This is a genomic window from Micromonospora sp. C28ISP2-4 (assembly GCF_030519385.1).
In the GTDB taxonomy this organism is placed as follows: Bacteria; Actinomycetota; Actinomycetes; order Mycobacteriales; family Micromonosporaceae; genus Micromonospora; species Micromonospora tulbaghiae.
Map to the genome: position 1 here is coordinate 24742 of NZ_JAUMKG010000009.1, position 20767 is coordinate 45508.

A 20767-nucleotide genomic window follows, 5' to 3' on the forward strand; every position below is an offset into this window, starting at 1 on the left:
CCGCCTACCGACCGGTCGGTAGGGTGGCTGGCATGACCCCGCTAGTGCTCGCCACCGCCCTGACCAAGACCTACGGGACCCGGGACGTCCTGCGCGCGCTCGACCTCGCCGTCGCGCCCGGCAGCCGGTTCGTCGTACTCGGCCACAACGGCGCCGGCAAGTCGACGCTGCTGGAGATCATCGCGACGCTGCGCACCCCGACGTCCGGCTCGGTACGCGTCGGCGGGTTCGACACGGTCACGCAGGCCCGGGACGCGCGACGCCTGATCGGCCTCGCGCCGCAGTCGAACGCCCTGGACCCCCTCGCCACCCCGGCCGAGGTGCTCGACTTCCACGGCGTGGCGCTCGGGCTGGGGCGCCGCCGGCGCGCACAGCGAACCCGGGAACTGATCGACCTGTTCGGCCTGGGCGAGCACCGCTCGTCCCGGGTGGCCGAGCTCTCCGGCGGCACCCGCCGCAAGCTGGACCTGGCGGTGGCGCTCGTCGCCGAGCCGGCAGTGGTGATCCTGGACGAGCCGACCACCGGCCTGGACCCGCTCGCCCGCATCGACTTCTGGGCCGAGCTGACCCGCCTCAACCACTGCGGGACGTCGCTGCTCATCTCGACCCAGGATCTCCACGAGGCGGACGTGCTGGCCACCGAGATCGCGATGCTCCGGGAGGGCCGTGTGGTCGCCCAGGGCTCACCGGCGTCACTCAAGCAGCGTGTGGGCGCCCGGACGCTGACGCTCGACATGTCCGGCGCCGCCGCCGCGACCGCGCTCGCCGCCGCGTCCGAGGCCGGGTTCCGCGCCGACCCCGGCCATCCGGACCGGGTACGCCTCAGCGTGCCCGACGATCCGCGGGCCCTGGCGAGGGCCCTGGCCGAGGCCGGCGACGCCGCCGCCCACATCACCCGGCTGCAACTCGCCGAGCCCTCCCTCGACGACGTCTTCGTCGCCCTCGCCGCCCGCTGAGGCGCCCCACCGCACCCGAAAGGCCCGAACCCGTGCTCCCGCTCGCAGTCACCCCGCCCCGCCGCTCTCCGGCCCCTGTCGTCCTCGCGGCGATCAGGCGCTCGACCCGGGCTGTGCTCCGTACGCCCGCGCTGCTCGTCGCCCCGGTCGCACAGTCCCTGTTCTTCCTGCTCGTCTACGCCGGGCAGCTCGATGCCGTGGGCAGCACCTACCTGGACGGGACGAGCTTCATCGCGTTCCTGCTGCCGCTGATCCTGCTCACCGGCGTCGCCACCGGCGCGGGCGCCGCCGGCACGCTCGTGCTGGGCGACCTCACCAGCGGCTACCTCGACCGCCTCCGGCTCGCCCACGGGAGCACCACGCCGTTCCTCGTCGGCCCGGTCGTGGCCGCGCTGATCGCCGTCGTCCTCCAGATGGCTGTGACAGTCGCCGGGGCCACGGCGATCGGCTACCGGCCGGCGAGCTGGTCCGGCGTCGCCGGGATGCTGCTGCTGATGCTGGCCCTGGGCCTCGCCGTCGCACTGCTCAGCATGACGCTCGCGATCCGGTCCGCCTCGGCGTCGGCCACCAACCTGGTCACGCTCGCCGTGTTCGGCCTGTCGTTCTTCACCGGCGTGTTCGCGCCGGTCGACCAACTCGCCGGCTGGATGCGGGTGATCGCCGTCGTCAACCCGCTCACCTATATCGTCGACACCGCCCGCCAGCTCGGCGGCGGCACGTCGCTCACCGCGGCTCCGGTCGGCGTGGCGGCCATTGCCGCCCTGGCCGTCGCCGGAACCGCCGCCTGCGCCCTCGCCCTCCACCACGCCAGGAAGAACCGATGAGCCCCACCGACACGCGCACCCAGATCATGGACGCCTTCGCCGAGCAGCTCGCCGCGACCGGCTACCAGGGCATCTCCCTGGTCGGGGTGGGCCGCAGCGTCGGCATCCAGAAGCCGTCCATCTACCACCACTTCCCCGGCGGGAAGGAGGACCTCTACATCGCGGTGGCGGAACGGTACATCCGGGACGTCGGCGGCCGGATCTCGGCGGCGCTGTCCGAAGCCGGCGACGTGGCGCACCGGCTGCACGCGCTCGCCACCGTCGCCGCCGGTCAGCACGGCGACGCGATCACGTTCGAGCAGCGCATCTACGACACGCTGCCGCTCGTCTCCGCCGGGACCAGCGAGCATGTCTCGGGCCTCTACGTCGCGCTGATGCTGGCGCCGGTGACCCGGTTCTTCGCCGAGGCGAAGGCGGAGGGCGCCGTCACCGGCGAACCGGAGTTCCTGATGAACGCGTTCCTGCACCTGGCCCGCGCGGCCGACCTCACCGACGAGACCGGACCCGCCCGGGTCGTCGCGCTCTTCCTCGACGGCGCCCGCCCACGTGCCTAAACTAAGGACTTAGCTAACCGAGGAGGTCGCGCCGTGTCGGCTGAGGCTGTGCACTACAACATGCATGACGCCAAGACCCACCTATCGCGCATCATCGAGCGGGTGGAACGCGGCGAAGAGATCATCATCGACCGGGCGGGCACACCTGTGGCGAAGGTCGTACCGCTGGTGCGCCGGACCGATCGCACGGCGATCGGCTCCCTCGCGGGGCAGGTGGACCTCTCGGGTGACTGGGATTCGCCACAGACCAACGCCGAGATCGCCGCCGACTTCGGGATCGGCGCATGACCCTGCTGCTGGACACCCACGTCGCGCTCTGGGCCATCACCGGCGACGCCACCCTCGGCGTCGAGTTCCTCGACCGGCTACGCCACGACCCCGATGCCTTCCTCTCCCCGGTCAGCCTCTGGGAGATCACCATCAAGCAGCAGGCGGGAAAACTCTCCGGTCCTCCCGACCTCGCGGAACGGGTGCGGGACATGGGGTTCCGTGAACTGCCGGTGACCCACGACCACGCCATCACCGCAGGCCGCCTGCCGCCGCATCACCGGGATCCCTTCGACCGGATGCTGGTGGCGCAGGCGATCACGGAGAACCTGACCCTGGCCACCCGCGACGCCTTCATCCCGCTCTACGAGGTCGACGTCCTCAAGGTGTAGGTGTCAGGCGTCGGCGGGGGTGGTGGCGGCGCGCGCCGCCGCGACCAGCCGTGCGGTCTCGGCGGTCACCGCCTCGTCGTCGGCCGGCGTTCCCGGGTCGTAGCGGACCGTCCAGGTCAGGCCGTCGACACCGGACACCCGCCGGGCCGCGATCCGCCCGGAGCCGCCGGGCACCTCGTGGTGCGAGGTGTACGCCACCGAGCCGGTGACCCGCGCGCGGACCTGGTGCGGCAGGTCACCCGGGTCGACGAGCAGGTACGTCTCGGGCAGGCCGTCCGCGACCACCAGGTAGCCGTCGTGCTCGGCGACCGGCTCGGCCGGGGTGACCGTCAGCTCCCGGCCGGACCAGACCGCCTTGAGGATGTCGTGCCAGCCGATGCGGTCCACGCGGCCGGGCAGCCAGAGCCCCCGGTTGCTGGCGACCAGCACCCCGTCGTTGCCGCCCTCGCCGGTGCCGGCCGCGGCCCAGGCGAGCACCCGCTCGTCGGCGGCCAGCGGCGGCCGGTCGGCCGACGGCAGCTTCGGCCGGCGGTTGAACAGACCCATCACAAACCTCCGGCGGCCTGCTCGCGCAGTGCCCGTGCGTGCTGTTCCAGCGAGAGCAGTTCCCCGAACAGGGCGAAGTACTCGTCCTTGTTGCTCACCGGGTTGACCCGCTGGATCTTCGACTTCAGGTCACGGATGCGGCCGGTGACCGAACTCCACTGGAGCCGGGCCATGGTGATCGACACGTATCTCGGGTCGGGCTCGCCGTCGATGCGCAACGGCTCCACCGCCAGCTCGCCGATCAGCGCCTGCCCGGCCAGGTCGTCGCAGGCGTCGCGGACCCGCCCGATCCAGACGGCGCCGCCGGTGGCGCCGGACGCGCCGCCGGCCGCGGCCACGGCGGCGCGTACCGCCACGTGCACTGGGTGCTGGTAGTCGGTCGCCTCGACCGCGTCGAACATCGGGCCGGCCAGCACCGGCTCCTGCAACGCCAGCTTCAACGCCTCCCGCTCCACCATGGAACGCGGGCTGTCCACAGCGGGCGCGGCGGGGCTCGGGCGAGCCGGGGCGGCGGGCGCGCCACCCGGCTGCGGCCCGTGCGCGGCGCTCAGCACCGCACGCTGCACCAGCTCGATCTCCATGCCGAGGTCACCGGCGAGCTTGCGCACGTACTCCGGGCGCTTCTCCCGGTCCTTGATCTTCGCCACCAGGGGCGCGGCGCGGCGCATGGCCTCGACCCGGCCGTCGACGGTGTCCAGGTCGAACCGGCTGATCACGTGCCGGAGCGCGAAGTCCACGAGCGGCTCGCGGCGGGCCACCAGGTCGCGTACGGCCAGGTCGCCCTTTGCCAGGCGCAGCTCGCACGGGTCCATGTTGTCGGGGCTGACCGCGATGAAGGTACGCCCGACGAAGCGCTGGTCGTCCTCGAAGGCGCGCAGCGCCGCCTTCTGGCCGGCCGCGTCGCCGTCGAAGGTGAAGATGATCTCGCCGGCCCGCTCGTCGCTGTCGAACAGCACCCGGCGCAGCACCGAGATGTGGTCGCCGCCGAACGCGGTGCCGCAGGTCGCCACCGCTGTCGGCACGTCGGCGAGGTGGCAGGCCATCACGTCGGTGTAGCCCTCGACCACCACCACCTTGCCCTGCTTGGCGATCTCCCGCTTGGCCTGGTCGATGCCGTAGAGCACGTGCGACTTCTTGTAGATCGGCGTCTCGGGGGTGTTGAGGTACTTCGGGCCGTCGTCGTCGTCGAACAGCTTGCGGGCGCCGAAGCCGATCACGTCGCCGGTGATGTCCCGGATCGGCCACATCAGGCGGCGGCGGAACCTGTCGATCAGCGAGCCGGAGCGGGCCGGGCGGGACAGGCCGGCGGTCACCAGCTCGTCGTGGGTGAAGCCCTGCTGGCGCAGGTGCTTGGTGAGCAGGTCCCACCCGTCGGGGGCGAAGCCGCAGCCGTACCGCTCGGCGGCGGCCCGGTCGAAGCCGCGCCCGGCGAGGAACTCGCGGGCCGGGCGGGCACCGGCGGTGGTGAGCTGGGCCCGGTAGAACTCGACGGCGGCGGCGTGCGCGGCCACCAGCCGCTGCCGCTGCCCCTGCTGCGGGCGGGTACGCGGCGCGGACCGGTCGTCCTCGACGTAGCGCAACTGGATGCCGGCGCGGGCGGCGAGCCGCTCGACGGACTCGACGAAGCTGAGGTGCTCGGCGTCCATCAGGAACTTGATCGCGTCGCCGCCGACGCCGCAGCCGAAGCAGTAGAAGACGTTGCGGGCGGGCGAGACGTTGAACGACGGGCTCTTCTCGTCGTGGAACGGGCAGAGCCCCTTGAGGTTGCCGCCGCCGGCCGACTTGAGCGTCACCACCTCGGAGATGACGTCCGCGATGGCGGTGCGCTCGCGGACCAGCGCGATGTCCTCGTCCCGGATCCGCCCCGCCATGACCGCCACCCCCTCGGCGTACATCCTGCCCTGCCGGACCGACGTTCCGGCGGCCGGGGGGACGGGCGTGTGGCCGGCCACGCCTGTCGCCGCCGGCTCAGGCCGAGCGGGCCGCCGCGGGGTCGCCGATACGCGGGAACGGCTCGATCGAGAAGACCACCTCGACCGGCACCTCGAAGTACGCGGCGATGCGCAGCGCCAGGTGCAGGCTGGGCCGGAACTCGCCGCGTTCCAGGTAACCGACGGTCTGGTAGTGCACACCGAGCGCGTCGGCCAGTTGCCGCCGGGAGATGCCCCGTTCGGCGCGCAGCACCGCGATCCGGTTGTGCACGGTCTCGCTCATCGACGCCCTCTCATCCGACCCGCTGCATGGCCCGCTCCCGCCGGGCCGCGACCCGCGAGCCGGACTCCCGGCGGGCCATCCGGCGCAGCACCACCGGGGCCAGCACGAGCCCGAGCAGCGCCCAGGCGCCGAGCACGCCGACCGTCTCCAGGTGCCGCCAGGAGCCGCCGAGTTCGACAGCCGCCAGGTCGCCCGGGAGCAGCGCCGAGCGCATGCCCAAGCCTAGCCAGTAGAGCGGGAAGACCTGGGCGACGCCCTGGAGCCAGCCGGGCAGGCCGTTGATCGGGTAGAAGATGCCGGACAGCGCGATGAGACCGAAGATCGGCATCACCACCAGGCCCATGTTGCGCGGGTTCTCCACCAGCGAGCCGATCACCGCGCCCAGCGGCAGCGTCGCCACCAGCCCGAGCGGCACCACCCAGGCCAGCGTGAGCCAGGCGCCGGGGTCGCCGAGCCGCAGCCCGTCGAGGAAGAACAGCCCGGGCGTGAGCTGGATGACCACGCCGATCAGCGCGACCGCCGACACCAGCACGATCTTGCCGACCAGGTAGCCGAGCATGCCGTCCGGGATGGCCTTGGCGCGCAGCAGCGTGCCGTCCTCCCGGTCGATGACGAGCTGGTTGGCCAGCCCGAGCAGGCCGCCGAAGAGCAGGCCCATGCCGAGCGCGCTGGGCAGCGTACGGGCGCCGAGCGAGAAGTCGGTGCCGGGCACCGTCGAGCCGCGCATCCAGAACACGGCGATCAGCAGCACCACCGTGGGGAAGAAGTAGGTCCAGAGATCCTGGCCGTTCGTGAACGTCGCGCGCAGCTCGATCACGCCGCGCCGCAGCCCGGCCCGCAGCGCGTTGGTGGTCGGGTTCATCGGTTCGCCTCCTGCTGCCACACCCGCTCGGCCCGGCCGGTACGGATGCCGGTCTCCTCCTCGTGCACAAGCGCCAGGTACGCGTCCTCCAGGCTGGCGCGGCGCACCTCCAGTTCGCGTACCCGGTCGCCGTGCTCGCGGAGCAGGTCGCGCAGGAACGCGGTGGCGTCGGCGGTGGCGTGCACGTACCGCTCGCCGTCGCGGGTCCAGCGCACCTCGGCGTCCCCCGCGACGCGCCGGGCGAGCTGGTCGGGCGAGCCCTCGGCGATGATCCGGCCGCCGGCCAGGATGAGGATGCGGTCGGCCAGCTTCTCCGCCTCGGCCAGGTCGTGCGTGGTCAGCACGATGGTGGTCTCGTCCAGGTCGGCCAGGCGGTGCACCAGCTCGTGGAACTCGCGCCGGGCGGCCGGGTCGAAGCCGACAGTCGGCTCGTCCAGGAACAGCAGCTCCGGCCGGCCGACGATGCCGACCGCCACGTCGAGCCGGCGGCGCTGACCACCGGAGAGCCGGGACACCCGGCTGCCGGCGTGCGCGGTCAGTCCCACCGTCTCCAGCAGCTCGTCGACCGGCCACGGGCGCGGGATCCGGTCGGTGGCGTACGGCGCGTAGAAGTCGCCGAGGTGGGCGAGCAGCTCCCGCACCCGCCACTTGCCGTGGTCGCGCCAGGACTGGAGCACCACGCCCAGCCGCGCGCGCCACCGCTCGTCGCCGCGCGCCGGGTCGGCGCCGAGCACGCGCACCGTGCCGGCCGAGGGCACCCGGAAGCCTTCGAGGATCTCGATGGTGGTGGTCTTACCCGCGCCGTTGGGCCCGAGCAGCGCCACCACCTCACCCCGCCGGGCGGTCAGGTCGACGCCGTGCAGCACGTCGACGGCGCCGTAGCGCATACGCAGGTCGCGCACGTCGAGGACGAGATCCTCGTCGGGAGGCCGGGGGGACGCGACGGCCCCTGGGAGTTCGACCGCAGTCATGCCTCGGAATGTAGCACCCATACTACAAACGGAGGTACCCCCACTCAGGAGCGAGGACGGTGGAACCAGCGCGTGACGGGGGCCGGCTCCTCCTCCTCGTACGACCGGGCCGCGCGGACGGCGGCGGCCAGGCCGGAGCGGCGAGGCCGGGGTCCGGCGCGCAGCATCGGATCGGCGGCCATCTCCCGGAGCACCGCGACGGCCAGGCCCAGCATCACCACGACGAACGGCAACGCGACCAGGATGGTCGCCTGTTGCAACGCGGCCAGGCCGCCGGCCAGCAGCAACGCCGCCGCGACCGCGCCGATCAGCACGCCCCAGAGCACCACCACCCCGCGGTGCGGCCGCAGCGCGCCGCGCGAGCTGAGCGAGCCGAGCACCAGCGACGCCGAGTCCGCGCTGGTGACGAAGTAGAGCGCGATCAGCACCATGGCGAGCACGCTCGTCAGCGTCGCCAGCGGCAACGCGTCGAGCAGCCCGAACAACGCCTGCTCGGACCCCGCGTCCATGTCCGCCACCAGGTCCCGGGTGCCGGTGGTCTGCGTACGCAGGGCGCTCCCGCCCATCACCGCGAACCAGACGGTGCTCGCGCCGCTGGGTATCAGCAGCACCCCGATCAGGAACTGGCGGACCGTACGGCCGCGCGAGATACGGGCGATGAACGTGCCCACGAACGGCGCCCAGGAGATCCACCACGCCCAGTAGAAGATGGTCCACGAGCCCAGCCACGCCGGATCGGAGAACGCCCCGGTACGCGTCGACATGCGCACCAGGCCGCTCAGGTAGTCACCGACCGAGGCCGGCAGCACCTCCAGCGTGTAGACGGTCGGGCCGACCACGAACACGAACAGCATCAGCACGACGGCGATCAGCACGTTCGTGGTGGACAGCCACTTGACGCCCCGGTGCAGTCCGGAGAAGGCGGACACGACGAACGCGAGCGTGAGCGCGCCGATGATCGTCAACTCGACGGCCCGGCTGTCCGGCACCCCGGCCACCAGGTCGAGGCCGGCCGCCACCTGGAGCGCGCCCAGCCCGAGACTGGTCGCGGAGCCGAACACGGTGGCGAAGACGGCGAGCAGGTCGATCGCGCGGCCGAGCGGGCCGTCGGTCCGGTCGCCGAGCAGCGGCGCGAACGCGGACGAGATCCGGTTGCCCCGCCCCTTGCGGAACGTCGAGTACGCCAGCGCCAGCGCCGCGATCGCGTAGATGCCCCACGGGTGCAGCGTCCAGTGGAAGAGCGTGTACTGCATCGCCGTGGCGGCGGCGGGGCCGGTCTGCGGCGCGACACCGGAGGCGGGAGGCGGCGTGGCGTAGTGCTGGATCGGTTCGGCGACGGCGAAGAACACCAGGCCGATGCCCATGCCGGCGCTGAACATCATGGCGATCCAGGCCAGCGTGTCGAACTCCGGCCCGTCGTCGTCGGCGCCCAGCCGGATCCGGCCGAACCGGGAGGCGGCCACGACGACCGCCAGCACCAGGAAGGCGTCCGCCGCGACCACGAAGAACCAGCCGAACGTGCTCACGGACCAGGCCAGGCCGGACTCGCCGAACCGGGCCAGTGAGCCCCGGGCGAACACGCCCCACAGCACCACCGCGAGCACGCCGGCGACCCCGGCGCCGAGCACCACCCGGTCGACCGGCTGGGTCGCGGGTCGCTGCCCCGCCTGTCCCGTCATGCCCCCATCGTGGGTGGGACGGCCGTACCGGTGGGCCGGAACGCGTCAGGACGCGACGGCTGCTGCCTCCTCGGCCTCCACCGCGGCGTTCCAGGCCGGCTTGGTGGACCGCCAGCCCTCGTCGTCCATGCCGCGCCGCCAGTAGCCGGAGATGGACAGGTCGCCCCGGGGCACGCCGCGCTCGACGCGCAGCAGCCGCCGCAGCTCCTTCATCGCGCCGGCCTCGCCGTGCACGAACGCGTGCACCCGGCCGGGCGGGAACTCCAGCGCCCGGACCGCCTCGACCAGCGGCTCGCCGTACGGGCGCCCGTCACGGTGCAGCCAGCGCACCTCGACCTCGCCCGCGCTGCTCAGGGGCAGCTCGTCGGCCGGGCCGCCGACCTCGACGTACACCTTTGCGGGCGCGCCCACCGGCAGCCGTTCCAGGGCGGCGGCGATGGCCGGCAGCGCGCTCTCGTCGCCCGCCAGCAGGTGCCAGTCCGCGTCCGGGTCCGGCGCGTACGCGCCGCCCGGCCCGGCGAACAACACCCGGTCGCCCGGACGCAGCGCCGCCGCCCACGGCCCGGCCAGCCCCTCGTCGCCGTGGTGCACCACGTCCACGGTCATCTCACCGGCCGCGGCGTCCCAGGCCCGGACCGTGTACGCGCGCAGGCGCGGCCACTGCTCCGCCGGGAACTCCCGCTTGATCGTGGCCAGGTCGACCGGGTACGGGTAGGTCACCCCGGCCGGCGGGAAGACGAACTTCACGTAGTGGTCGGTGTACGCGCCCACCGGCAGCCCGGCCAGCTCGGGCCCGCCCAGGACCAGGCGGATCAGGTGTGGGGTGGGCCGCGCGGTCCGGACGACCGTGGCGGCGGTGAGCTTCTTCGGGCGATCCGTCATGCTGCTTAGGCTAGCCTAAGCTCCGCAGGGGTGATCCGGTCAGCTTGGCGACACCAGCCGGGCGTGCCAGGCCAGCGCGGCCGGATCGGTGAGCGAGGCTACCTGGTCGATCACCACGCGCAGCCGCGCGGCGTCGTCCGCCGCGTCCCGCCACAGCGGCGCGAACACCGGATCGAGCGCGTCGGGCGCCCGGTCCAGCAGCACCGCCACCAGCCCCGTCAGGACGTCGCGCTGCCGCGCGTAGCGGTCCTCGGCGCCGGGACGGCGCATCACGTACCGCAACGCGATGCCCTTGAGCAGTGCGCACTGCGCCCGGATCCGGCGCGGCACCACCAGGTCGGCGGCGTAGCGGCGGTGCGGTCCGGGACCGTGGCGCTGCTCGGTGGCGGCCACCACACCCGCCACGAACCGGCCGGTGAGCACGCTGGTGGTGGCCTTCAACGCGGCGAGGGCGCGATGGCTGCCGTCGTACGCGGCCAGCGGCGCGAGCACCGGATCGGCCAGCAGGTCGGCGAGCACCTCGCCCAGGTCCTCCGGCGCCTCACCCGAGTAGGCGGCGGCCACGTCGGCGCAGAGCGCCCGCCGCTCGTCCGCGTCGGCCAGCAGCGGGCGCAGGTCGACGTACCCGCCCTGGATGCCGTCCTCGACGTCGTGCACCGAGTACGCCACGTCGTCGGCCCAGTCCATCACCTGGGCCTCCAGGCAGCGCCGGGCGCCGGGCGGGGCGCCCTCGCGCAGCCAGTCGAAGACCGGGCGGTCGTCGGCGTACACGCCGAACTTGCGCTCGCCGGGGCGACGCGGCCACGGGTACTTGCTGACCGCGTCCAGCGCGGCCCGGGTCAGGTTCAGCCCGGCCGAGCGCCCGTCCGGGGTGAACACCTTCGCCTCCAGCCGGGTGAGCACCCGCAGCGTCTGCGCGTTGCCCTCGAAGCCACCGCAGGCGGCGGCCAGCTCGTCCAGGGCGTACTCGCCGTTGTGCCCGAACGGCGGGTGACCCAGGTCGTGCGCCAGCCCGGCGGTGTCCACCACGTCCGGGTCGCAGCCCAGCCGGGCGCCCATCTCGCGGGCGATCTGCGCGACCTCCAGCGAGTGGGTCAGCCGGGTACGCAGGAAGTCGTTCGTCCCGGCGGTGTGCACCTGCGTCTTCGCGGCGAGCCGGCGGAACGCCGCCGAGTGCAGCACCCGGGCGCGGTCCCGCTCGAACGGCGACCGGCCGTACCCGGTGTCCTTGGGCGCCTCGTCGACCAGACGCGCCGCGTCGCTCATTTCTCCCGGAGCACGCAGAACTCGTTGCCCTCCGGATCAGCGAGCATCGTCCACTCCACGTCTCCCTGGCCGATGTCGACGTGCCGGGCGCCCATGTCGACAAGGCGCTCCACCTCGGCCTCCATGTCGGCCGGGCGCAGGTCGATGTGCAGCCGGTTCTTCCCCTGCTTCGGCCCGGCGACCGGGACGAAGACGAGACCGGGCAGCGTGTCGGGGGTTCGGCGGATCTCCACCTCGTCCGGCTTGTCGGTGATCACCTGATAGCCGAGCGCCTCCGCCCACCAGCTGGCGAGCCGGGACGGATCCCGGGCGTCGACTACCAGGTTCTCCCAGACGGCGGTCATGTGGACACCCCTCCTGATCGACACGCGGCGGAAGCTCAGGTTACGCCGAGGAGGCCGGAATGGCGCGCCGGGTCAGCGGGAGTCCGAACCCGTGGTGGTGATGGCCGCGCGGCCGGCCTCCAGCCGGGCCACCGGCACCCGGAACGGCGAGCAGGAGACGTAGTCCAGCCCGACTTCGTGGAAGAAGTGCACCGAGTCCGGGTCGCCGCCGTGCTCGCCGCAGACGCCGAGCTTCAGCCCCGGGCGGGCCGCCCGGCCCTCCTCGGCGGCGATGCGGACCAGCCGGCCGACGCCGTCGGTGTCGATCGACTCGAACGGCGAGATGCCGAAGATGCCCAGCTCCAGGTAGCGCCAGAAGAACGCGCCCTCCACGTCGTCCCGGGAGAAGCCCCAGCCCATCTGGGTCAGGTCGTTGGTGCCGAAGGAGAAGAACTCGGCCGCCTCGGCGATCTGACCGGCGGTCAGCGCCGCCCGGGGGACCTCGATCATCGTGCCGATCAGCACCTCGACGCCGCTGTCCCCGACCACCTCGGCGATGATCCGCTCGGCTTCGGCGCGTACCGTCTCCAGCTCCTGCACGGCCCCGACCAGCGGCACCATGATCTCCGGGCAGGCCGTGCCGCCGTCACGGACGACCGCGACGGCGGCCTCCGCGATCGCGCGGACCTGCATGGCGAACAGGCCCGGGATGACCAGGCCGAGCCGGACTCCGCGCAGGCCCAGCATCGGGTTCTCCTCGTGCATCCGCCGCACGGCGGCGAGCAGCGCCTCCTCCTTCGCCACGTCCTCGCCGCGCTCCTGGGCGACCGCGACGTTCACCGCGAGCTGCTCCAGCGGGGGCAGGAACTCGTGCAGCGGCGGGTCGATCAGCCGCACGGTGACCGGCAGGCCGTCCATCTCGCGGAAGATCTCGATGAAGTCGGCCCGCTGCAGCGGCAGCAGCGCGGCGAGCGCCTCCTCCCGCTCCCGTTCGCCGGAGGCCAGGATGAGCCGCTCGACCAGCTCGCGCCGGTCGCCGAGGAACATGTGCTCGGTGCGGCACAGGCCGATGCCCTCGGCGCCGAAGCGCCGCGCCCGGGCCGCGTCCGCGCCGGTGTCGGCGTTCGTGCGCACCCGCAGCCGCCGCGCCGCGTCGGCGTGCGTCATGATCCGGTGTACGGCCCGGACCAGCGCGTCGTCGGTGTTCTCCGGGTCGAGTTCGCCCTCGAAGTACTGCACCACCTCGGATGGCATGACCGGCACCTCACCGAGGTACACCTTGCCGGTGGTGCCGTCGATCGAGACCACGTCGCCCTCGTTCACCACGTGGCCGCCCACTGTGAACTTCTTCGCCGGCACGTTGACGTCCAGCTCGTCGGCGCCGGAGACACAGGTCTTGCCCATGCCGCGGGCCACCACGGCGGCGTGGCTGGTCTTGCCGCCCCGGGAGGTCAGGATGCCCTTGGCGGCGATCATGCCGTTGAGGTCGTCCGGGTTGGTCTCCCGGCGGACCAGGATCACCGACTCGCCCTCGGCGGCCAGCTCGACCGCGCGGGCCGAGGTGAAGACGACCTTGCCGGAGGCGGCGCCCGGGGAGGCGCCGATGCCCTTGGCGACCGGCTCGAACTCGTGGTCGAGCTGGAAGCGCGGGAACATCAGCTGGGCGAGCTGCGCCCCGTTGACCCGGTGCAGCGCCTCGTCCAGATCGATCAGGCCCTCGTCGACGAGCTGCCCGGCGATGACGAACGCGGCGGCGGCGGTGCGCTTGCCCACCCGGGTCTGGAGCATCCAGAGCTTGCCGCGCTCGATGGTGAACTCGATGTCGCAGAGGTCCTTGTAGTGCTCCTCCAGCCGGGCCATGATGCCGAGCAGCTGGTCGTACGAGGTCTTGTCGAGCTGCTCCAGCTCCTGCAACGGCACCGTGTTGCGGATGCCGGCCACCACGTCCTCGCCCTGGGCGTTCGCCAGGTAGTCGCCGTAGATGCCCTGCGCGCCACTGCCCGGGTCGCGGGTGAACGCGACGCCGGTACCCGAGTCGGGACCGAGGTTGCCGAAGACCATCGTCACCACGTTGACTGCGGTGCCCAGGTCGGCGGGGATGCGCTCCTGCCGGCGGTAGAGCACCGCCCGCTCCGCGTTCCACGAGTCGAAGACCGCGCGGATGGCGAGGTCGAGCTGCTCGCGCGGCTCCTGCGGGAACTCGCGACCGGTGTGCTTGGCGAAGATCTGCTTGTACACGTCGACCAGCCCGCGCAGGTCGTCGGCGTCCAGGTCCAGGTCGTTGTGCGTACCCTTGGCGCGTTTGATCTCGTCCAGCGCGTGCTCGAACTCCTCGCCCGGCACCTCGCAGACGGTCTTGCCGAACATCTGGATCAGCCGGCGGTAGGAGTCCCAGGCGAACCTGTCGTTCCCCCCGGCCTGGGCGCTCAGGCCGATCACGCTGCGGTCGTTGAGACCCACGTTGAGGACGGTCTCCATCATGCCCGGCATGGAGAACTTGGCGCCGGAGCGTACCGAGACCAGCAGCGGGTCGTCCGGGTCGCCGAGGCGCCGGCCCATCTCGCGCTCCAGCGACCCCAGGTGCGCCTCGATCTGCCCGGCCAGACCGTCCGGCTCGCGCCCGGTCGTCAGGTACGCCTTGCAGGCCTCCGTGGTGATCGTGAAGCCGGGCGGAACCGGCAGGCCGAGATTCGTCATCTCGGCCAGGTTGGCCCCCTTGCCGCCGAGCAGATCCTTGAGATCCTTGTTGCCCTCGGCGAAGTCGTAGACGTACTTCTGCTCGACCGGATCGTGCGCTGCCACCAGAGCCTCCCACGCGCGCCATTGACACTTAACGAAGGTTCAGTTCGGACATACCCCGGTAGTGACCACCGGTAATCCCGGCTTTGTCAGCGTCGGTGGGGCGAAGGCTAGGCGAGTTTCGAGAAACCTGGGAGCGTTCGGTGACTTTCGGCACAACGGTCACCACAATCCGCGTTCGTACGGGTTTTTGGGAACGCTTCCACGAGCACGATCACGCAATTTCGCCTCCCCTCGTACTCTTGACGTCACTGCATCTCGCGGAACCTGACCTTTGCCATATCCCGCGCGAATACACCCTCGGAGCCGTCGCCGTGCCGACCAACCCCGCCGCCCCCGAGACCGGGCCGGAGCCGTCCGACACCCGCCCCACCAGCCCGTCCTCCGGCGGCGGTCCGCCGTCCGGCGCGGCGCCGTCAGCGGGTCCGTCGCCGTCAGCGGGTTCGGCACCGTCGGCGACTTCGGCAGCGTCGGCGGGTTCGGCACCGTCAGCGGATTCGGCACCGTCGGCGGGTTCGGCGCCGTCGGCGGATTCGGCACCGCCGGCTACTTCGGCACCGGACGCGGGTGAAGGGCTGCCCGGTGTGCCGGCGCCCGCGGCCGAGCTGGCCCGGGTCGCCGCGGGGCGGGCCGCCGGAGCGCTCGCCGGACCGGCGCCGGTCCGGCTGGGCGACGTGGTGCCGGCGCCCGAGCAGGTGCTCCCGGACCCGGCCGGTGACTTCACGCTGAGCGCGGACGCGGCGCTGCGGGTCAGCCCCGCCGGGCGGGACGTGGCCGAACAGCTCGCCCGCTGGCTGCGCCCGGCCACCGGCTTCCCGCTCCCGGTCGCCGGCACCACCGAGGGCGGCCCGCTGACGCTCACTCTGTCCCCGGCGGACGCCGCCGTACCGGCCGGCTCCGTCGCACCGACCGGCTCCGTCGCACCGGCCGGCTCCGTCGCGGCCGCCGCCTCCGGCGCGGTGGACGACGCCGGCGCGGTGGACGACGCCGGCGCGGTGGACGACGCCGGCGCGGTGGACGACGCCGGCGCGGTGGACGACGCCGGCGCGGTGGACGACGCCGGCGCGGTGGACGACGCCGGCCTCGGGGACGAGGGCTACCGCCTCGACGTGACCGCCGACGGCGTCCGGATCACCGCCGCCACCCCGGCGGGGCTGTTCCACGGCGCGCAGACGCTGCGGCAGCTGCTACCGGCGCCGATCGAGAGCCCGACCACTGTGGCCGTGCGCTGGGCGGTGCCGGGCGGCACGATCGTCGACCGGCCGCGCTTCCCCTACCGGGGCGCCATGCTCGACGTCGCCCGCCACTTCTTCCCTGTGGAGGACGTGCTGCGGGTGGTCGACCACCTGGCCCGCTACAAGCTCAACCACCTGCACCTGCACCTCACCGACGACCAGGGCTGGCGGATCGCCGTCGACTCCCGGCCCCGGCTCGCCGAGGTCGGCGGCGCGACAGCTGTCGGCGGCGGCCCCGGCGGCTGGTACACCCGCGACGACTACCGCCGCATCGTCGCGTACGCCGCCCGCAGGCACGTCACAGTGGTGCCCGAGATAGACCTGCCGGGCCACACGAACGCGGCGCTGGTCGCGTACCCCGAACTGGCGCCCGGCAAGATCGCGCCGCCGCCGTACACCGGCACCGCTGTCGGCTTCAGCTACGTCGACCCCGCCGACGAGCGGACGTACGCCTTCGTCGCGGACGTGGTCGGCGAGGTGGCCGCGTCGACGCCCGGGCCGTGGCTGCACCTCGGCGGCGACGAGGCGTTCAAGGTGCCGGCCGACAGCTACCGCGCGTTCGTGGAGCAGGCGCAGCGGCTGGTCGCCGCCACCGGCAAGACCGTCGTCGGCTGGCACCAGCTCGCCCCGGCCGAACACGTCGACGGGCGCGTCCTGCAGTGGTGGGGCACGAACGGCGACGATCCGGAGACCGCCGACGCGGTACGCCGGGGCGCCCGGCTGATCCTCTCCCCCGGCAACCACGCGTACCTGGACATGAAGTACGCCCCGGACACCCCGATCGGACACGACTGGGCCGGTCTGATCGACGTGCGCCGGGCGTACGAGTGGGATCCGGCGACCCACGTGCGGGGCGTACCGGCCGACGCGGTGCTGGGGGTGGAGGCGCCGCTGTGGACCGAGTCGGTCACGACGCTCGCCGAGGTCGAGTTCATGCTCTTTCCGCGCCTGCCCGCCGTCGCCGAACTGGCCTGGTCACCACGCGAGACGCACGACTGGTCACGGTTCCGCACCCGGCTGGCCGCCCACGGCCCGCGCTGGACCACCGCCGGCATCACGTTCCATCCCTCCCCGAGATCCCCTGGCCCCCGACCCGCCCCGGATCCACCCAGCCCACCCCCCACCCCCCACCACCCCTAACCACGCGGGAGCCCCGCCGGCCATCCCAAGTCTCGTCGATCATGAAGCTGACGGTGACAAACCGGACACAACCCTCCGTCAATTCATGATCGACGCCCGCCTCCCGGTGGCGGTGCATCCAGCCGCCCCTCGCCGCCGAGAGGCCCCGAGATCTTGGTACGGAACGGCCCTCGGAGGGGCGCCCGTGTACCAAGATCTCGAAGCTGACCGCCCAGAACCCGACATTGGCACCCAACGCGACTCACTCCCACATCGGATCGGTGATCAAGGAGTTTGTGTCCGGCGCACGACCTCAAACGGACACAAACTCCTTGATCAACGGGGTGGTGGTGGTGGGGGCCCTCGGCGCGGCTGCGGGGAGGGCGGGCGGGGTTGGTGCGGGCGGCAGCAGCCCACTGGGGTCGGTGTCCGGGTTCGGGGTGGCCGGGGTCGCCGGTGGGGCGGAATCGGGGGTGGGCGCGGGGCGTTGTACATGGCAGACCGCGCCGCACGCCGGCCGCCCGCCCGCCCGACCGGGCCGGGCCGGGAATCAGGCCGGGACGCCGGTCGTTACATCCTCGGAGCCGCGAGCAGGCCGACAGCGCCCGCCGAGCCGGCCCCACCACCGGGCAGCGCGCCGGGAATGACCCCGGACCCCCGTTCGTTACATCCCCGAGCCGCCGGAGCAGGCCGACCCCCTGGCCGCCCGAGCGAGCCACCGGCCCGACGCACGTACCGGGCCACCTGATCTTTCTTCGCGGCATCCCCCATCGCCGCGTACCCCCGACAGAGAGGCAACTGATCATGGCTACCACTCTGCTGCGCAAGACCGCTCTGACCGCCGCCGGTATCGCCGCCACCGCTGGTGGCATCGCCGGCCCCGCCATCGCCGCCCAGGCCACCCCGGCCGAGCGCGCCGCCCAGGTCGTCACCAGCGACCGCACGCACGGCGAGCGCGAGCTGGGCGTGCGCTACGAGGCGCAGCCGAACTTCTACTTCTGTGGCCCGGCCGCGGCCCGTAACGCGCTGAGCGTGCAGGGCAAGAACATCGACGTGCACGCCATGGCCGAGGAGATGGGTACCACCGAGGACGGCACCAACTCCATCAACGACATCACCCCGGTGCTGAACAAGGAGACCGGCAAGGACGTCTACAAGTCGACCGAGATCCCGGTGGACAAGGCCGGTGAGAAGGTGGAGAAGCTGCGTGCCGACGTGGTGCGCACGGTCGACGACGGCCGGGCCGTGGTGGCGAACATCGCCGGCACCGCGACCGACACCGACGGCAACACCCACTCGTTCGAGGGTGGCCACTACATCAGCGTGGTCGGCTACCGCGACGGCGGCAAGGTCGTGACGATCGCCGACTCGGCGAACCCGGACCAGGCCTCGTACCGCATGGACGTGGACGCCCTGGCGCACTGGATCGCCAGCCGCGGCTACAGCTCCTGACCGAGTGACAATGACGAAGGGCCCGACCCCGGAACGGGGGTCGGGCCCTTCGGCGTGTCCAGGGTCGGCGGGTCAGCCGCCGGAGTCGTCCAGCTCGGCGCCGTCGGGCGGGGTGTCGTCGTCGCGGCTGGCCAGCCAGCCGTCCGGCAGGAAGACCTTGCCCGGGGAGTTGGTGCGGCCGCGCGGCTGGCCGAGGTTCTCCACCGGGAACGGTACGGCCGGGTCGAGCTTGCCGAGCAGGTCGTCGAGCTGCGCCAGGCTCTCGATCATGGCGAGCGAGCGACGCAGTTCGCTGCCGATCGGGAAGCCCTTCAGGTACCAGGCGACGTGCTTGCGGAAGTCGGTGCAGCCGTCCCGCTCGCCCCGGGCCGGGTTGCGCGCGCCCGCCACGAACTGCTCCACCAGCAGCTCGGCGTGCCGGCGCATGGTCACCGCCACCTCACCGAGGCTCGGCAGCCGCCGCTCGGCGCTCCCGTTGAACGCTGCCTCCAGGTCGGCGAACAGCCACGGCCGGCCCAGGCAGCCGCGCCCGATCACCACGCCGTCGACGCCGGTGTGCGCGACCATCCGCAGCGCGTCGTCGGCCTCCCAGATGTCGCCGTTGCCGAGCACCGGCACGTCGAGCGCCGCCTTGAGCGTGGCGATCGCGTCCCAGTCGGCGGTGCCGGAGTAGCGCTGCGCGGCCGTACGCCCGTGCAGGGCGACCGCCGCGACGCCCGCGTCCTGTGCCGCCAGCCCCGCCTCGACGTACGTCAGGTGGTCGTCGTCGATGCCCTTGCGCATCTTGACGGTGACCGGCACCCCGGCGGGTGACGCGGCGTCGACAGCGGCCTTGACCAGCCGGGCGAACAGCCGGCGGCGCCACGGCAGGGCCGAGCCGCCGCCCTTGCGGGTCACCTTGGGCACCGGGCAGCCGAAGTTGAGGTCGATGTGGTCGGCCAGGTCGCGCTCGACCACGATCCGCACGGCGGCGGCGGTGATCTCCGGGTCGGTGCCGTAGAGCTGGAGGCTGCGGGGCTGCTCCTCGGCGCCGAAGGCGATCATGCGCAGCGTCTTCGGGTTCCGCTCGACGAGCGCCCGCGTGGTGATCATCTCGCAGACGTAGATGCCGCCGCCCTGCTCACGGCAGAGCCGGCGGAAGCCGACGTTGGTGATCCCGGCCATCGGCGCGAGCACCACCGGCGGCCACACCCGGTGCGGGCCGATGGTCAACGCGGGCAGGGTCGGGGCAGTCACCGCACAAGTGTAAGGAAGGGCCCCCTCTTAACGTCTCCGGTAGAGCAGGGGCCCCCTGTTAACAGGGCACATATCACAGCCCTGCCGCCCGGCGGGCGTTCTCCACAACCGGGGCGGCCGTCCACAGGCCGGGCGCACGGGCGGGACGTGGATCGGTCCGGCGCGCACGCTGCCGAGCATGCCCGAACAGCCACCCGAACTCAGCGACCTGGCGGAACGCCAGCAGCAGATCGTCACGCGGACGCAGCTTCTCGGCGTCGGATTCGACGACATGTACCTGTACCGGCAGACCCGGCGCGGCCTCTGGCAGCGGGTGCTGCCAGCGACGTACGCGCTCGTCACCGGCACCCTCACCGACGAGCAGCGGCGCATCTCGGCGGCGCTCTACGCGGGCGCCGACGCGCAGCTCACCGGCCTGGCGGCCCTGATCTGGTACGGCTTCCGGTACAGCCCGCGCACCGCCGACGTACACCTGATCCTGCCGCACCACGTGCGGCGCCGCTCGGCCGGTCACGCGGTGATCGCGCGGGCCCTGGAGCTTGATCCGCGGGCCCGGCGGACCACGCTGTACCCGGTGTGCTCGCCGGCCCGGGCGGTCGTGGACGCCGCCCGCGACCTGCGCGAGCTGCGGCCGGTACGGGCGACGGTGGCCGAGGCCGTGCAGCGCGGTTTCACGACCTGGACAGCCTGGACGCGGAGATCCGCCGGGCCCGGCGTAGCCGCACCGCCCTGATCCGGAAGGCGTTCGCGGAGATCACCGACGGGGTCCGCTCGGCGCCGAAGACGGAGCTGCGGGAGTGCCTGGGCGGCAGCGGCGTGCTCGGCGGGATCCTGTGGAACCCTCGGCTCTCGGCCGCCGACGGCACCCGGCTGCCGACGCCGGACGGCTACCTCGCGGACTGCGCGGTGGCGCTGGAGGTCGACTCGCGGGAGTACCACCTCAGCCCGAACGACTGGGCGCGGACGCTGGACCGGCACAACGAGCTGAGCCGGCACGGGGTGCTCATCCTGCACTTCACGCCGGCGCAGATCCGCAGGGAGCCGGGCCGCGTGCGGCGCACGGTGGAGGACGCGTACGCGGCCCGGCGCGGGCTGGGCGCCGTGACGGGCGTACGGGCGGAGCCGATCTCCCCTGGATGACGGGTGTTAAGAAGGGGCCCCTTCTCTACGCCAGGCGTTAAGAAGGGGCC

At 72.9% G+C, this 20767-nt stretch carries 20 protein-coding genes; 9 read left to right on the forward strand and 11 right to left on the reverse strand.

Features of this window, described 5'->3' with window-relative positions; all coding sequences use genetic code 11:
• Window positions 1-32 precede the first annotated feature (32 nt).
• From Q3W68_RS26815 to Q3W68_RS26835, 5 genes are read left to right on the forward strand one after another with little or no spacing between them, the layout of a single operon-like run.
• A complete protein-coding gene (locus Q3W68_RS26815) occupies window positions 33-956 on the forward strand; it encodes an ABC transporter ATP-binding protein (RefSeq protein ID WP_302908091.1) in 924 nt (307 codons plus the stop codon).
• A gap of 32 nt (window positions 957-988) precedes the next feature.
• Entirely contained in the window at window positions 989-1780 is a 792-nt protein-coding gene (locus Q3W68_RS26820; RefSeq protein WP_302908092.1) for an ABC transporter permease, read from the forward strand.
• Window positions 1777-2334: a TetR/AcrR family transcriptional regulator gene (locus Q3W68_RS26825; RefSeq protein ID WP_302908093.1), complete on the forward strand. Its 558-nt coding sequence runs from the start codon at window positions 1777-1779 to the stop codon at window positions 2332-2334. The genes Q3W68_RS26820 and Q3W68_RS26825 overlap by 4 nt, the downstream gene beginning before the upstream one ends.
• Before the next feature lie 33 nt (window positions 2335-2367).
• Complete coding sequence (locus Q3W68_RS26830) at window positions 2368-2622, forward strand: type II toxin-antitoxin system Phd/YefM family antitoxin (protein WP_043329066.1); 255 nt, start codon at window positions 2368-2370, stop codon at window positions 2620-2622.
• Complete coding sequence (locus tag Q3W68_RS26835) at window positions 2619-2993, forward strand: type II toxin-antitoxin system VapC family toxin (protein WP_302908094.1); 375 nt, start codon at window positions 2619-2621, stop codon at window positions 2991-2993. Before Q3W68_RS26830 ends, Q3W68_RS26835 begins: the two co-directional genes overlap by 4 nt.
• Before the next feature lie 3 nt (window positions 2994-2996).
• Here the strand turns inward: Q3W68_RS26835 and Q3W68_RS26840 are convergent, their stop codons facing one another.
• From Q3W68_RS26840 to ppdK, 10 genes are all read right to left on the reverse strand, one after another.
• Complete coding sequence (locus tag Q3W68_RS26840) at window positions 2997-3539, reverse strand: hypothetical protein (RefSeq protein ID WP_302908095.1); 543 nt, start codon at window positions 3537-3539, stop codon at window positions 2997-2999.
• The gene (gene dnaG / locus Q3W68_RS26845) at window positions 3539-5434 is read right to left on the reverse strand and encodes a DNA primase (RefSeq protein WP_302908096.1); all 1896 of its coding nucleotides are present in this window, start codon (window positions 5432-5434) and stop codon (window positions 3539-3541) included. Before dnaG ends, Q3W68_RS26840 begins: the two co-directional genes overlap by 1 nt.
• 73 nt (window positions 5435-5507) lie before the next feature.
• Complete coding sequence (locus Q3W68_RS26850; RefSeq protein WP_013287928.1) at window positions 5508-5753, reverse strand: helix-turn-helix transcriptional regulator; 246 nt, start codon at window positions 5751-5753, stop codon at window positions 5508-5510.
• Between the two features lie 10 nt (window positions 5754-5763).
• Window positions 5764-6615, reverse strand: a complete 852-nt coding sequence (locus tag Q3W68_RS26855; RefSeq protein WP_302908097.1) for an ABC transporter permease — start codon at window positions 6613-6615, stop codon at window positions 5764-5766.
• The gene (locus Q3W68_RS26860; RefSeq protein WP_302908098.1) at window positions 6612-7586 is read right to left on the reverse strand and encodes an ABC transporter ATP-binding protein; all 975 of its coding nucleotides are present in this window, start codon (window positions 7584-7586) and stop codon (window positions 6612-6614) included. The genes Q3W68_RS26855 and Q3W68_RS26860 overlap by 4 nt, the downstream gene beginning before the upstream one ends.
• A 44-nt stretch (window positions 7587-7630) precedes the next feature.
• The gene (locus tag Q3W68_RS26865) at window positions 7631-9265 is read right to left on the reverse strand and encodes a BCCT family transporter (protein ID WP_302908099.1); all 1635 of its coding nucleotides are present in this window, start codon (window positions 9263-9265) and stop codon (window positions 7631-7633) included.
• Window positions 9266-9310: 45 nt separating this feature from the next.
• On the reverse strand, window positions 9311-10147 hold the full coding sequence (locus Q3W68_RS26870) for a siderophore-interacting protein (RefSeq protein ID WP_302908100.1): 837 nt from the start codon (window positions 10145-10147) through the stop codon (window positions 9311-9313).
• A 39-nt stretch (window positions 10148-10186) separates the two neighbouring features.
• Window positions 10187-11413 (reverse strand): deoxyguanosinetriphosphate triphosphohydrolase, encoded by a 1227-nt coding sequence (locus tag Q3W68_RS26875; RefSeq protein WP_302908101.1) that lies wholly within the window; start codon window positions 11411-11413, stop codon window positions 10187-10189.
• Window positions 11410-11757 (reverse strand): VOC family protein, encoded by a 348-nt coding sequence (locus Q3W68_RS26880; protein WP_302908102.1) that lies wholly within the window; start codon window positions 11755-11757, stop codon window positions 11410-11412. The genes Q3W68_RS26875 and Q3W68_RS26880 overlap by 4 nt, the downstream gene beginning before the upstream one ends.
• A 72-nt stretch (window positions 11758-11829) precedes the next feature.
• Window positions 11830-14538, reverse strand: a complete 2709-nt coding sequence (gene ppdK / locus Q3W68_RS26885; protein WP_302908103.1) for a pyruvate, phosphate dikinase — start codon at window positions 14536-14538, stop codon at window positions 11830-11832.
• A 581-nt stretch (window positions 14539-15119) separates the two neighbouring features.
• On the opposite strand from ppdK, the gene Q3W68_RS26890 reads away from it, so the two are divergent.
• Window positions 15120-16910: a family 20 glycosylhydrolase gene (locus Q3W68_RS26890; RefSeq protein WP_302908104.1), complete on the forward strand. Its 1791-nt coding sequence runs from the start codon at window positions 15120-15122 to the stop codon at window positions 16908-16910.
• A gap of 783 nt (window positions 16911-17693) precedes the next feature.
• Entirely contained in the window at window positions 17694-18341 is a 648-nt protein-coding gene (locus Q3W68_RS26895) for a C39 family peptidase (protein ID WP_302908105.1), read from the forward strand.
• A 72-nt stretch (window positions 18342-18413) separates the two neighbouring features.
• Here the strand turns inward: Q3W68_RS26895 and dusB are convergent, their stop codons facing one another.
• Window positions 18414-19577 carry a tRNA dihydrouridine synthase DusB gene (gene dusB, locus Q3W68_RS26900; RefSeq protein ID WP_302908106.1) on the reverse strand — a complete coding sequence of 388 codons (1164 nt, stop codon included), beginning with the start codon at window positions 19575-19577 and terminating at the stop codon, window positions 18414-18416.
• A gap of 178 nt (window positions 19578-19755) precedes the next feature.
• On the opposite strand from dusB, the gene Q3W68_RS26905 reads away from it, so the two are divergent.
• Together Q3W68_RS26905 and Q3W68_RS26910 are read left to right on the forward strand one after the other, a co-directional pair.
• Entirely contained in the window at window positions 19756-20310 is a 555-nt protein-coding gene (locus tag Q3W68_RS26905) for a type IV toxin-antitoxin system AbiEi family antitoxin domain-containing protein (RefSeq protein ID WP_302908107.1), read from the forward strand.
• 83 nt (window positions 20311-20393) lie between these two features.
• Window positions 20394-20717, forward strand: coding sequence for a hypothetical protein (locus Q3W68_RS26910; protein ID WP_302908108.1), 324 nt, complete (start codon window positions 20394-20396; stop codon window positions 20715-20717).
• The last annotated feature ends 50 nt before the right edge of the window (window positions 20718-20767 follow it).